We start from the raw sequence: 15,317 nt of genomic DNA on the forward strand, positions 1-15,317 counted from the left end.
CCTGGATGCCTGGGCTGATGAGCCGGGCGCACGAGGCCGAGGGCGCGGTGCTGCCGACCGGGCCGAGGGTGTGGGTGGTGCCGGCTCGGACGATGCCGCCCGGTGTGCTCTTGGTGAGCTGGGAAGGCGGCCGCCACGTGTACGTCTCGGCCGCCGCGTTGCGGTTGTCCCGGGTATTGATCCAGCGCGGTGTGCTGGACCAGCGCTTCTGGCACCGGATGCTCGGCGGTTTGGGCACCGAAGAGGCGGGGGCGCTGGCCAGCGAGCTGCGGCGGAAAAGCGAGGAGGCCGTCGACGAGGAAACCTGGCCGGTGAGCAAGCTGGACAACCGTCTGCGTGTTTCGGCCGGCGGGGGCAACCGCGACCTGGCCCACATCCCCGACGAATGGCTACAGATCACCTCGGGGAGCGAGCATCCCCACGTCGACCTGCCGGGCTGGATCGAGGAGGCGACCGGGCTTTCCCTGGACGACGCGACCAACCTCACCCGCGCCAGCTACGAGTCCTTCCGCAAGAACCGGACCCGGGACATCCTCTGGTGGGCCGCGCGGCTGATGGCCGTCCGGGCGGCGGCCGCCACCGGCCGGCCCGTCGAGGCGGAGATCGACGCGCTACTGGCCAGCTCGCGCGACGCCGGCAAGATCGTCATGGACTCCGAGCGGGTGTGGCAACAGCTGACCAACCTGGCTCCCGCGTTCGCGTTCTTCCCCGAGCAGCAGCGCCGCATCCGGGAGTTGGCCGAGCTGACCAACCGCATCGGGCTGGAAGCCGTAGCGCGCCGCGGCCGGGCCAGGGCGGTGTTGGCGCTCGCGCGCAAGATCGCCGAGACGCCCCCGACCGGCCGGTCCGGGGCGCTGTCCGAGCGCGGTGAACTCGACGGCGACCAGGTGTTGGCGGTCAACACCGCGCTGCGCGACAACGCCAAGCAGCTCCGCCCGCTTACCGGCACGGAGCGGAAGGCGCTCGGCCTGCGCGAGAACGATCCCCAGGAGCTGTGGCTGATACCCACCACGCTGCTGAAACGGCTGGCCCACGGTGAGTTCCTCGGTGTGGAGGTGCATGCCGTGGTCTTCTACACCTGGGAGGGCGACGACGCGCCTGGCGGCCTGGCGCGCGCGGTGGCCCAGCCGGTGCTGGAGCTGGCCCAGGGAGTGCGCACGCTTGCCCGCGAGGTCGACCCGACCCGGTTGGCCGAAACGGGCGACCATGTCCAGGCATTCTCCGCGCTGGGGCTGCACTTCGAGGAGAGATACCGGGACGCCGGCAAGACCATAGGCAGGTCCGCCGCACGCAAACGGGCACTCAAGGCGCTCAACAAGCTGCGCGCCGAGTACCTCGACCTGCTGGCCGAGGTGACGCGGCGGCCGTGGGAGTCTCACATGCCGGACTTCCGGCAGACCAGCGCCGGTCATGTGCTGGGCATGCTGGTCGACACCACGCCGCAGCTCACCGCCCCGGTCGCCGCCGAGCTCTGGCACTGGTTCATCACCGACCATGCCTGGGCCAGGCTGCCCCACTCGTTCGGCGAGACCCCCTGGCAGGAGCACGCCGCCCGATTCCGCCACGGGCGTGGGCATGACCTCGCCGACCTGTTGGGCGCCGCGTCCCGGGCCATGACCTACACCGGCTCGGATCTGGCCGACCTATGGGCGGACATCGAAGAGCGGATCGACGACGCCCTCGACGTGGCCCGCCGGATCGACCGGGCCGGGGCGGCGGCACTGCCCGACCTGGGTGACCGGGCCGACCAGGCGTTCCGGTTCCTCCGGGCGCTGCGCGCGGAGGCAATGCTGCAGGCGAACCGGTGGATCCGGCTCCGCGCGGCGCTGCGGGCCGGCGATCCCGGTAACGGTGCGCTGCACGGGGTCAAACTGGTCAGCCAGGTCTGGCGGGAGCTGCCCGACCTGGAGGGTCGGGATGCCGTGGCGGAGGCATTCGGCCAGGCGCAACGGTTGTGGCGAGCCGAGCGGCTGCTGCGCGCGGCGGGGTTCGGTGACCTGCCGCTCCTGGCGGACCTGGAAGGCCTGAAGCCCCGGGTCGCCGCGTTGTACGGGCGGCATCCGAGCATCGCCGGTAAGTCTCCGGTCGCCCAGCTGGCGGCGGTGCGGGACTCCCTGCCGACCCGTTCGGCCACGGTGGACGAGCTGGCCTGGCTGCTGCGCATGACGCCGGACGCGCTGCGCGACGACGTGCTTGAAGCACGGGGGAACCGCAAGCGCTTCCGGGTGCGTGATGAGACGGTGTTCCTGCGTGGTGAGCGGCCGGCGTCGGCACCCAGACCCCGGAACGAACCACGGCCGGCCCCCGAACTGACCGTGCCGCCCGCCCTGCCGGCGCAGTCCCGAACGCCCGCCGCGCCCACCGCGCTGGCTCGGCTGTTGCCGCTGATCGATGACCCGGCCCGGTTGTCCACCGACCTGTTCGACGTGCTGAACAACCCCACCGAGCTGCTGCCCGCCGGCATGGTGCGGCCCAGGATCCTCATCGCGCTGGCCAACTGGGCGATGGAGAACCGGCGGGCGGTGGAGCGGTTCCGCACCGAGGCGGCCGGCGCGGTGAGCAAGGCACAGCTGGACGCCATCGCCGAGGTGATCGAGCAGGCCCGAGGGGCAGACCTGGACGACCTCCGCGCGGCCGCCGCCCGGATGGTGGCGTACCGCGACGACCAGGAGCGGCGCGAGGAGCTGGTCACCGGCATGCGCAACCAACGGAGGGTGGCGCAGGAGCTGGCCCAGGAACTCGGCACGCTCTACGTCGAGCAGGCCAGGCTGGCGGCACGGGACGCCACCGCCGAGGCGACCCTCCTCTACCTGGGGCCGCTGCGCGACGTCGCCACCTCCCGCGCCGATCACTGGCGGATCCTGCTCCACGAGATGCAGGCGCCGTTGGCGCCGAGGACATGGGACCCGGCGAGCCAGCTCGACCGGATCATGGAGATCCTGCACCGGCTCGAGCCCGTCGGCGAGGTGGAAGCGCTCAACACCAAGCAGCGGCACACCAAGCTGCGCCGGGTGTTGGGCCTGCACGCCGAACTCTGGCTGGTCCTTGAGCCGCTCGGCGGACCCGCCTGGAGCGACGACCGCATCGGCCAAGCCGAGGAGCTGCTCATCCGTCGCTATGCCGACCTCGACCGGCCCTCCGGCGACGACCTGTTCGACAGGCTCTTCACCCTGCTGAGCCTGTACCCGGGTCGATCGGCCGCCCTGGCTCACATTCAGAACCTGCTCGGGGTCGATTACGACGAGCTGGTCACCGTCATTGGGGAGAACCAGCGGTGGTTCCACCTGGAAGGCGAGGTGCGGGTGCGGCTGGACCCCAAGCACGGCGACGGACCCCAGCGTCATGCCTCGGTGGGCACCGGCCTGCTCGGGCTGGCCCTGGCCGCCCGTGACTGGCTGGCCGCCCACCCCGGGTTCGTCGGCGGGGTGCTGGTGGTGGGCTCGGCGGTGCTCGGGCTGTGGTTGTTGGCCCGATGGGCGAAGCGGGCGACCGGCGGCCAGCTGGCGCGCGCGGTATGGGCACTGCTGGGTGTCGCGGTGGCGAGCACGGTGGTGCTGCACATCGTCGGAATCGGCCACGTGCTGCCTACCAAGCCGGTCAGCGCGTATGTGGTGGCCCCCGGTGGTATGGCGCTCCTCGCCGCCGCGGCGCTGGCCATGGCCGGTGCAGCCGAGCTGCTGGCCAGGCTGGTTGACCAGGCCAAGACCGCAGGTGTCACGCCGGTCCGAGTGCTGCTGCGGGGCGCCGCCGCGGCGCTGGTGGTGCTGGCGGCCTTCCCGATAAACCCCGGTGACCTGTGGACGTTCTCCTCGATCGTGCACCAGGCGGCGACCACGGTGCTCTTCGCGGGGGTGCTGTCGGCGGGTGTCCGGTTGGCCATCGACTTCCCCGGGACGCGCGAGCTGCGCATCGGAGCCTGGGTAGCGGGGGCGGCGGTCACCGCGCTCGTGGGGCAGGCTGTGCTGCTGCTGGTAGCCGGCGAGGACCTGCCGTGGCCGCTGTCCGGTGGCTTGACGGAGCGGGTCCTGCTGGCCGCCGGGGTAGCCGTGCTTGCGCTGGCCGCCGCCGCGCTCGCTGGGCGGCCCACCGACACCCGGCGCACCATGGCCGGCGCCCTCCGGGCGATCGCGCCGTCGTTGGCGAGGGTGGCGATCACGCTGGCCGGCATGTTTGCGTTGGCGGCGGCCGCCGCCCCGGCCGAGGGCCGAGGGGCTACCGGTCCACGGTCGCTCTCCGTCCCGGAACTCGTCACCATGGGGCTGGTCGTCGTGGCGATCGGCATCTACGCGCTCTTGCGCAACGGTTCCCCTGCCTGGCTGCACGCCGCGTGGCACCGCCTTCGGGACAATCGGGTCGCGGTCCCGGAACCGTCCCGGGCGGCCCCCCTCGGTGAGGGACCGCTGTACCTGAGCCTGGAGCTGGATGTATGGCTGCGGAAGTTCCGCATGCACAAGGCCGCCCGGCACGCGGAGGGGCGGCTGGGTGACCTCGGCCACGTGCGGCATGACCGGACGCCCACGCACGGGTTCGAGATCATCGCCAACCCGATGGGTTACCCGTGGGCGATCAAGCACTTCCCGTGGGAATTGCTGGCCGAGCTCAAGGCCTTGGGCGCCACCCCCGACCGGGCCGACCTGCGGGTCAACCTCAGCCGAACCGGGTTCGACTCGGCGGAGCACATCGAGCGGTGGATGCGGCTGATCCTGGAGAACTCGGATCAGATGATCATCTTGTCCCGGCGGCAGTCCAGCCTGGCCCTGCTCACCGCCGAGGAGCGGGAGCGCATCCCGGCCTACGCGCGGGCGCGGCTGCGCACCGGGAAAGACCTGGTGATCAACAACCGGAACCCGCTGGTCCTCCAGCTGCGGATCTTCGCAAGCACGTTGGACCCGGAGCTGGCCAAGGCCGCGCTGGCGTTCGCCGAGGCGTCGGTGGAGTACGCCCGGGGACACGTCGGCACGGACGCCTGGGACTGGGCGAGCTTCGCGCGCTGGGCCGCGTCGCGGGACGAGTACGCCCCGCTCGCCCGGGAGCTGCGCCGGCTGGGCCTCGGGCCCGAGGAAGAACCCGCCGGCGGACTGGCCGAGGCGTTCCATGCCGTGCTGAGGCGCCCGAACCACACGATGGACGACGTGCTCGACCAGGTCTTCGCCGTCGGTGACCTGCTGGCCGAGCACCTCGCCGGGTTGCCGGACCAGGAACGCCTGTTGGGCGACCTGCTCGCCGAACTGGGTGACACGCGGCGAACCAAGTTGGCGGTGCGGCGGGCGGTCAAGGCGCACCCGGGGCTGCGGAGGTCCTGGGACCGCCGGACGGTGTGGTACGTGCCGACCGACCCGGTGGGCGGGCCGGCCCCGGAGCCCGGCGATGTGGCCCGGGCAGAGTTCGAGCCGGTCGATGAAGCCGACCGAATCACCGCCGACGACCCGGAGGGGCGCCAGGCGTTGGCGGTGTTCGACAAGTACCAGGACTACGTCGGCCAGCTGTCGCCGAGCGCCGACGTTCGAGCCGAACTGGCCGCGCTGATGGCCGAGGTGCGGGCGAACATCTACTGGTCGAACAGCGAGGCGAGCTTCGTCCAGGCGGTGGGGGCCACCGAGTCCGGCTTGCCGCGCCTCGAGCTGGGGCTCTCCCGGACCGCATTGACGCTGTTGGCCAAGGACATCAGGAGCGCGTTCAATGAGCTTGGCCACCCGATCAGCAAGCCACTGTCCTTCGATCTCGCGTTGCGGCTGGTGTTGTGGCACGAGCAGACACATGTGTTGCAGCTGGCCTACCGGCTGGTCTTCGGCACGTGGATGGAGGACGACACGCTCGCGGCCGGACTGACGGTGCCGTTCGCCATCCCGCTGGGCGGTTCGATTACCCACCAGGTTCTGGAGCGCGAACGGATGGCCCATGGCGCGGCGATGGACCTGCTGGTCCAGCACATCCTGGCCCGCGACGACCTGGAGTTGACCGCCGCCCAGCGGCGCTACCTGCCGGACGTGCTGCGCTCGATACTCACCGACTCGTTGCACTACTCGGCGGCGCTGAACCGACACGGTGGCCCCACCGCCGCGACTCCAGAGCTGCCCGGCTACCTCTACTACCACCCGGGGCCGCTGGTGCGGACCGCCTTCGACTGGCTGAGCCGGGCTCCCCGGGGGCCGCACCTGGCGGAGTTCGGCCTGGCCGACGAGAGCGTCCTCGCGCGCATCCCCGGGCAGCGTCCCGAGCTGGAGTTCATCCATTGGGCACGCGGCCAGCTGGCCGAGCGGGTCGCCGAACCGGATGCCGAGTTCTGGGCGCGGGTGCTGACCGTGTTGACCACGTTGGCCCAGCTCCCCGAGGAGCCGTACTTCGGGCCGCAGGTACCCCAGCTGGAGGTGCTGTTCCAGCTACTCGACAGGTTCGGCCCCGGTGCCACGCCGGCTTCGGTGGCTGAGCTGCTCGGGGACGTCCACGCGCCGGCGTGGTTCGACCACCACTACCTCTACCGCTCCGGACTCGAGCGCAGCGCGAGGGAGTACGCCGAGCTCATCGCCGACCTGCGCCAGTCGGAGTGGTTCCTGCCCGGCTGGCGGCGGTTGGTGACCACGTTGATCGAGGTGGTTCGCCGGCCCGACCAGCCCGCCCCCAAGGAGGTGCGCGCGGCGCTCAACGGGCTGATGGGCGGGATACGGAGCGCCGAGGACCTGGACACCCAGCTCGAGCTGATCGCGCGGGCGGAGGTCGAGGTGCGCGGCCTGTCGCGGGCACATTCCGGTTGGGTGATCGAGAACGAGCGGCCGACCGACGCGCCTCGGTTCACGCGCATCCTGCCCGAGCTGATGAAACTCGACGAGCGGCACCGACGGGAGACGAACCGGCCCAGGGGGCCACCGGGGGTGCTGGAGATCGCGCTGACCGGGCAGGTCCGGGGGCTGCTCGGCACCGAGCTGGCGGACCTGCCGGACCGGATGATCGGGTTCTACTGGGCGGAACGCGACCTGATCGTGATGTTCGCGCCGATGGCCGCAAGGGTGCGCGCCGCCGGGATGTGGTGGCGGCTGGGGTATCACGAGGACTTCTTCCACCGGGAGGGGAACGAGCAGGGCCGCAACCGGTTCGGGCTGAACCACAAGCAGGACAGCGCCTTTATCGTCCAGGCGGTGCTGCACGGTGGCCCACAGGTGGCCGACGACGCGGCGCTGGCCCAGGCCGTTGCGTTGGCCCGGTTCTACGCGTCGCGGGAGCGGGGCGACCCGCGCGACGTCGCGCTCCGGCTGGCCTTCGAGGTGGCGTCGCTGCTGGTCGCGCACCTGCGGACGCGGCCAGACCAGGCCCGCCCGCTGGCCGAATTGGTGGCGGTGCTCGGTGACCCGGCGGACGAGGAGCTGGTGAAACGGGCCGTGGCGCGGCATCCCGGGCTGCGGCCGGTGGGTCAGGGCACCACCGTGCGGTACGTGCCGGTCGAGCCGGTCGGCGGCCCGGCGCCGACGGCCAGCGAGCCCGACCCGCAAAATCTGCCGGAGCCGGACGTCGGCACGCGGATCGTGTCCGACGGCGGGGACGGCAGCCGGGTCCTTGCCCTGCTCGGGAAGCTGTTCATCCAGGTTGGCAAGCTGCCGATGGACCAGCGCACCCGGAAGAACCTGCGCGACCTGCGAGCCCAGGTGTTGGCGAACAGCTACTGGGCGGAAGGGCCAACCAGCGTCGTTCATTCCTTGCCGGGTTCCGATGTGCCGGGCCTGCGGCTGTGGATATCCCGGACTCAGCTGGCCGCGTTCGAGCGGTTGGCGGTGGAGGCGTTCGAGCTGCTCGGCCATCCCCTCACCGCCAAGCCGGCCGCCGACCTCGGGACCCGGCTTCTGTTGGCCGGCGAGGTGGCCCGCGTGTTGCAGATCGCCTTCGGTGCCGGCCGGACCAAGCAGCAAGAACACCTGCTCAGCCATTTCGCCTTCGCCGCCGGGCTGTCCGCGCCGCTACCCATCCCGCACGGCGAACTGGTCACGCCGGAACACGTGGAGTGGGAGCGGTTCGCTCGCGGCCTCGGTATGCACCTGCTGGTCGAGCACGTGCTGGTCAAGTTCCGCACGCTGACCGAGACGCAGCGCTACTACCTTCCGGAGGTGCTGCGCTCGGTGTATACCGACGCCATCCACTCGGCGGCGCGGGACGGGCACGGCGGCCCCACCTCGGCGGTTCCCGCACTGCCCGGGTACCTCTACTACCACCCCGCGCCGGTGGTGCTGGCGATCCTCGCCTGGTACGCCGAGCCCCGCCGCGGCCTGCCGCTCGCCAACCCGGACGCCATCGCCTGGATGCCCGGCGCGCGCCCCGAGCTGGAGTTCCTCCACCGGTACCGGGCGCTGCTCCGCCACTGGCCGGCCGAGCCCCCCGCCGGGCTCGCCGACCAGGTGCGCGCCGCACTCACCGGACTCGCCCGCCGGCCGGAGCAGTTGGTGAGCGAGCTGCACCAGCGGCAGATCGAACTTGCGTTCGATCTGCTGGACCGGCTCGGGAGCGGCACCACCCCAGATGCGGTGGCCGCCCTGCTAGGTGCCGTCGACCAGCCGGCGTGGTTCGACGACTACTACCTCAGCCGGCCTGGGCTGGACTACGACCTGCGCTCCTACGGCAACATCATCGACCCGCTGCGCCGGGATCGAGGCCCCGCCGACCGGTTCCTGGCCGGCTGGCGGCACCTGGCGACCGCACTGATCGAGCTCACCCGCGCCCCCGACGGCCACCGCCAGTTCGACGTGGTGTCCGAGCTGCTCACCACGATGGCGATCAGGATCGGCGCGACCGACAAAGAGAGCGATCAGCTGAGCCTGCTCACCTCGGCCGAGGCCGCCGTGCGCGCACTGGCCGGCGCGAACGGGGACACCGGGGCAACAACCACCCCGGAGGACACGCCGGCGCGCGCCGGACCGGTCGGCCGGGTGGGCCAGACGGCCGGCCGGGTGCCTTCCAGCGGGCAGATAGTCGCCTCGGCCTGGTTCGACTCCGGCGGTGGGCGGGACGAGGACTACCAGCAGTTCGTCTTCTTCACCACGCGCGAGCTGCTCGAGGAGATCGACAAGCAGGGCACCTTCTCCGGGGTGCTGGGCGCCCTCAGCGAGCGGTACGGCCGAGTCCGGCGGATGGAGTTGCACCACGCCCTCTACCTGCTGGAAGGCTGGCTCATCAAGGGCCGCCGAGCCACCGGTTACGCACTCACCGACCTGGGGAAGGCGACGCTGAGGTTGCCCCGAGGGTCGATCTCCACCATGCAGGACTTCACGGTGCACGACGCGATGGGGCGGGCGCGGCACGCGCTCTCCCACGCACCGGGGCCGACGACGGTTGCCGATCTGCGGCGGATGCTCGGCTTCCTGGTAACTCGGCCGTTCGAGACATGGTCGCCGGTGGTCGGCACCTCGGAACCGAGCTCAGGGCTCGGTCGGCTGCTCAAGCTGGTGGGCGAGGGCGGCATGACGCCCGCCAAGCTGGCCAAGCTGCTCAAGCGACCGATCCGTGCCGTGCGGGCGGTGTTGGAAGAGCTTGTCCACGAGGGCTGGGTGCTGGAACGACACGGAAACTACGTGCTGGGTGTTCGGCAGGCGCGGCTGGTGGGCAAGCTCCGCGCGGACAATCTGGCCCCGACGCGCCGACTGTTCGACCGTTGGCCAGACTGGCCGGCCCGACCCGGTGCCGACTGGGCGGTGTTGTGGGCCGCGCTTGACCTGGTCGCGCCGGAACCCCGGGCCGCCCAGACCACGATCAGCAGCCTGTGGGATGCCCTGCGGCTGATGGACGAGCATGGCAAACCGATCCGCCGTAGCGTGCTCGCCAATGCGATGGGGTTGGACCCCGACGAGTTGCACGAACCGATGGAGGCGCTGGACGAGCTCGGCGTGGTACTCGCTACGCGTGCCCCGGGGGCCGTCCGCCCGTACACGTACGAGCTCACCCAGCCGGGCCAGTCGCTGTGGAACAGCCTGGTCGACGGACCCGCCGGAGTCACCGAGGCGATCGTCAGCGACTTGCTCCACGGATTGCCGACGCGGGACGAGCTGCTCGCGCACAAGCGCGAGTTCGACGAGCTGCTCGCGCACAAGCGCGAGTTCGACGAGCTGCTCGCGCCGGACACCGATGGCAGCACCCACGCGCAGCTGCCGTTCGGCCTGTTCACGGCATTCAAGGGCGCCGGCGCGATCGAGACGGTGAGCCAGCCAGCGCCAGCGATCGTGGTGTTCTGGTTCGTGGCGGTCGTGTTCACCACCGCGGCGGCGGTGCTGCTGGGCGTCATCGCCCTGGCGCATCGCGCGACTGAGCCTCGGTCGGTGCGGCTGGTAGCCAGCGCGGTCGATGAGCTGGCCCTGGTTGTCGGCGGACTCAACGCCGCCACCGCGCGCCGGCTGCGTGGCCTGCTCGCCTCGATACCCGGGCACGTCGATCAGTCGCCGGCCGAGCCGTCCGACCCCCGGCCGACGCGCGCGCAGCTGCTCGAGGAACCGGGCGAGCCGCTGACGCTGTGGTTGCCGGCGGGCTCGGTCAGCCAGCTCACCGCACATCTCGAGGACACGCTGGACAGGCGGATGCGCGAGCGGACGGCCGTCGCCATGCTGGTGTCCGCCGCCGTGGCCAACTACCTGTACCAGAACTTCGAGGGAACCGTCGCCTCGGCTTTCGCCGGGCGGGCCTACAGCGAGCTGCTCGCCGCCATGCCGGACACGATGGCGGCCGAGGTGTTCCTGCTGCTGCGGGAGCTGACCGACTTCGACCCGCCCGCCCAGGTCCGGGCCGCCGGCCAGCGCGCCCGTTCACCGCCGGCGGAGCGCACCGAAGCACGCCTGCGCGGCCTCATCCGGTTCGAGGGCTGGTGGAAGCAACAGCCGTTCTGGGCGCTCTATGTGGGTTTCGCGGCCGGGGCCATGATCACTCCGGTCTGGAACCCGATCCCGGTTGTGGTGATCGGGGTACTGATGGTCATCTTCGGCCGTGTGTTGTACGGGCGCGACGGCCCGAGGGTTGATCGGTGGTTGCGCACCCTGATGTGGGCCGCGGGCGGGCTCGCCGTCGGAGGGATCTGGATGCTGCCCTTTGCCGCCGGCGGCGGTGCCATGATCGGAATGACCGCGCGGCTGCAGCTGTACCCGGAGGAGGACCCACTCAGCGAGGACGAGGACGAACGGGTGGTGGAAGTGCTGTCCGACCGCAAGCTGCGGACCACCCCGTTGAGCCACGGCTTGACCGACGCTCCGGACGACCTACAGGTGCGGATGTTCGATGCCCTGCTGGTGGGCATGCTGGTCGGCCAGGACACGATCGACAAGATCGTCGAGTACCGCATCGGCAACACGGTGTACCTGCCAGACACTGTGGTCCGCCGCCTCTCCGAGGAACAGTTGCGCGCCGTGATCGCCTACGCGGCCAGCGATCTGGGCGACGACGTGGCCGGCCGGCGGCACGCCAACGCCCTGCGGCGTGATCTGCTCGGCACCGCGGCGGAGTTCGCTCGGGAGCAGATGGAGGCCCAGCAGCGGATCCAACTCGGCCGGCGGATCGGCGAGCTGGAACTGTTCCTGGACGAGGTGGACGCCACCACCTGGGAGCCGTCCACCGAGGCGTACCGCCGGCTGGGCGTACAGGCCAGGGCGCGGCTGATCGGCGCGCTCGCCGGGTTGGGGCTGATCGACGACGCGGTGGAGATGTATCGGGACGCCCTGGACTACCTGGTACTGCGCAGCGCGGCGCCGGGCCTGGTCAAGGCATGGCCGTCGGGACGCCCCGTTGCCCCGTTGCTCGACATCATGCGGACGAACCAGCACTGGGCAGCGCTGACCGTCGCCTTCATCACCGCCGACAGGCTGGCCGAGCCGGCGAAGATGATCGCCGAGGTACACCGCCGGGCTGAGCAGGACCACTATCTGGACGAATACCGTTGGGACTACGACGTCTCGCTCGCGGTATACGAATGGCTCGTCGACAAGCGCGGCACCCCGCGTGCGGACCAGTTCTTCGCCGGGAACGCGGCGGCGCCCGCGCTGCGCTTCGTACACGAGTTCCTCGAGGGCACCGAGTCGGAGAAGGCGGTTGGCCAGCTGACCCCGGGTCCGGCCAAGACATGGGCACAGGTCCAGATCGACGAGCAGAAGTGGCTGAAAAAGGAATCGGAGCTGGTCAACGAGTTGCTGACGGAAGCGGCCGATGACGACCAGTCGGTGCCCGACGCCGCGACCGTTGCGTACTTCCTGGCCGACCACATCCGTTTCCTGGTGCCAGCGCTGGCGCCCGATCAACGCGACCTGACCGACCTCACCCGGCACGGCTCACCGTGGACCGACCCGGCCAATTGGTCGGCGACCGAGTGGCTGGAGGTCCGGGCCGCGCTGCTCATCGGCGCCTGGTCACGGCTCGGCCCGGTCGACGCCCGGTTCTGGGCCACCGCGACGGCGGCCGTGCGGGAGCTCGTCGAAGCCGGGAACGTGCCACCTCCCACCTGGTCGCCGTTGCTGCGGCGCCGGCTCGCGGCGATGGTGGCCCGGCCGGTCGCGGACGCCGACCAGGCGGCCCACCGGGCACTGGTGCTGGGCTTGCTCGCACCGCGGCTCGATCGGGGCTCCGAGGAGGTGCGGACCGAGCGGCTGGTCGATCTGATCACGCTGTTGTTCGCCCCGGCATCCGGCAGCTACCGGAGAGCGCTGATGCGGGTACTCGACCAGTTGCCCGACAAACCGACCGTGACAAGCGCCTGGTTCAGGCTGATCGAGACGATAGCTGGGCTGACGCCGGCGCTGCGTGCGTACCGGCTCACCGAGAAGGTGGGCGACGAGCTGGCGGCGCTCGCGATGCATCTGGACGGGTTGACCAACCCGATTGCGATCACGGACCGGCTGGACGAGGTCACCGGTGCGCTGCGTGACCTGATCGACCGGGCGCTGGGACTTCCCGCCAGCTTGCTTCTCGATGAGGAGCTGATGAGGGTCCTGGTCGAGGAGCGCCCGACCCAGCCGGCGCTGGCCGGGCGGCTGGCCGCCTACGAGTCCGCGCTGCACGCTTTCCGCGGCCGCGCGTTGGCCGCCAGTGCCACCGCCCACTCCCTGGACAGCCTCGGGGCACCCCTGCCGGGGATCGCCCCGACCGTCCTGCCCGACGGCACGCGGGGACGGGTGCGGGTGTTGGACGACCTGGTCACCAAGATCGACCTATTGCGCCGCCGCTTCGGTGCCGAACTGGACGAGGCGACCCTGGCACTGCTCACCCACCCCCGGGCGGTGTGGGTGGGCGCGTTCGACGAGCACGAGCAGCTGCTCGGCTATGCGGTGGCGTTCCTCGGCGAGGGCGGCGTGGTCGAGCTGATTCCGACACACAACCTGACCCACCTGGACGTCCGGTACGCCGTCGAACTGTTCGTGGCCACCTGGGACTTTGTCGCCGGCCCGGCCACCTCGGTCACCCTGACCGCCGACGGGCACCGGTTCCTGCGCACCGCGGACGGCGCGGTCACCCTGCCGCACACCTGGCCCGGCGGCGGCCCGGCGATGGTGGACGGCGGCGACCTGAGCGATGAGCTGCGCAAACGCGCGGTGCACGTCATTGCCGAGCTGACCGGGCTGGACCCCCGGGACGGCGGCTGGCGGGACGAGCTGACCGACGCCGACCTGACCGACTTCGCCAAGCTGGGCGACGAAGAGGTGGCGCTGGCCGGTGCGAACGGCCTGCGGGTCAGCAACCGGTTCACCGCCGAGCTGCGCATCGCCGGGGTGACCGGGTTGGTCATGTGGGCCGGCTGGGACGGCTGGCTCTACACGGACACCGCCACGCTTGAGAAGCTGCTCAAGATGCGGCCGGCGAAACGCCGGAAGTTGATCCGCCACGAGCTGGCCGAGCTGGTCAACGCCAGGGCGCCGCCGGATCAGCGGCGCCCGCACCACGAACTGCCCGCCCCGCCGGACCTGTCCGAGCTGATCCCGCTGGTCGGCTCCCCGGGGGTCGGCGCGACCGGGTTCAAGGTGGGACCGACTCGCCTCCACCCGACCGTGCTGTGGGCGCATGAGATCGACCCTCGCTACCGCCCGGCGGTGGACGCCACGTTCCTGGTACGCACGCCGGATGGCGGCAGCGGAGCCGCGACACTGGTCCAGGTGGCCGGCCAGCTGGTGGTGCTGACCAAACGGCACCTGGTGCGCCACCACCCCACGGTGGACCTGGTGCTCGGCCGGCACACCTTCACCGGGCGGGTGCGGCCCGAACCTACGCTGGAGGCGCTGGCCGACGCGATGGTCGCCCTCGACCCGGCCGCTGCCGCCATGCCGCGCGAGGAACTGCTCGAGATGTTCCGTGTGATGGTGGCCCAGCTGCCCAAGGAGACGCGGGAGCACGTCACCGGCGTCGACATGGCGTTGGTGGACATCGACCCGAACGAACACCCCGAGGTCAGGCTGGTCGGGGTCGAGTTGGCCGATCTGGTGCCGGGGATCGGGGAACCGGTCGCGACGGTCGGCATGCCCGAGTGGCTTGCTCAGGCGGTGCTGATCGCGGAGTCGGGCCACACGGTGCTGCCCACCGTGACGGGCGGCTGGGCGGCACAGCACCGTTGGAGCACCAGCCCGCCCGCGCCACCGTGGCACCTGGTGGTCGCCGGGAACCCGGCGGTGCGGTCGGGCTACTCCGGGGGCGGGGGGTTCGTCATCCGGGTAGAGGATGGGCAGACCAAGGTCCAGCTGGTCGGGCTGATCGACAGGGTCTTCGGCAGCTTCGATCACACCGGGCGCGCGGACACGCCGGGGGCGGGCCTAACCGACACCCTGCTGATCCGGGCACTGTTGCTTGCGACCTGGCGTGCCGACAAGTCGACCCGGCCCGCCGCGCGCGCCCTGCTCGCCGAGCGTCGGCCGGCCGAGTCCGGTCCCTGGCGGGACAGCCCGATGTTGTTGGCCATCGCCCGTCAGGAGGTGGACGATGCGCGGCGACTGATCGCCAACGCCGGCTCCCTCCCGGACGAGGAGCTGATGGCGCTCGACGAGGCGGTGGATTCGATCGGTGTGGCGATCGACAACGCCCGGTTCACGACCCAGCGCAACCCGCGCCAGCTGGCCGCCGAGCTGCACGAACTGGACGATGCGCGCACCGCACTGATCGACCGGCTGTGGACCATCGCTGAACGGGAGACCACGCGGTTTGACCAGCATGCGCCGCTCATGCGGGTGGCGGAGGTCGTGTACGTGCTGGGCACCGTGTTCGCCGCGCTGCCCGACCCGCTCACCCGGGAGGCCATGGACCGCTTCGTCGAGTTCATCGCCGTGCTCTACCGGCTCGAGCTGCATGTGCAGAACCCGGACGAAGTGACGGACGAATCGGTCGAG

The 15,317-nt window shown here is 71.2% G+C and carries 1 protein-coding gene (only partly in view); it reads left to right on the top strand.

This entire window lies inside a single protein-coding gene on the top strand: locus ABEB12_RS20285, encoding an MFS transporter (RefSeq protein ID WP_345702983.1). The 104,610-nt coding sequence extends 41,161 nt beyond the window's left edge and 48,132 nt beyond its right edge, so the window shows coding positions 41,162-56,478 (codon 13,721, partial, through codon 18,826, complete); the first complete codon in view begins at nt 3. Both codon boundaries (start and stop) fall beyond the window edges.

The sequence above is a fragment of the Actinospineispora eucalypti genome (assembly GCF_039543365.1).
GTDB lineage: Bacteria > Actinomycetota > Actinomycetes > Mycobacteriales > Pseudonocardiaceae > Pseudonocardia > Pseudonocardia eucalypti.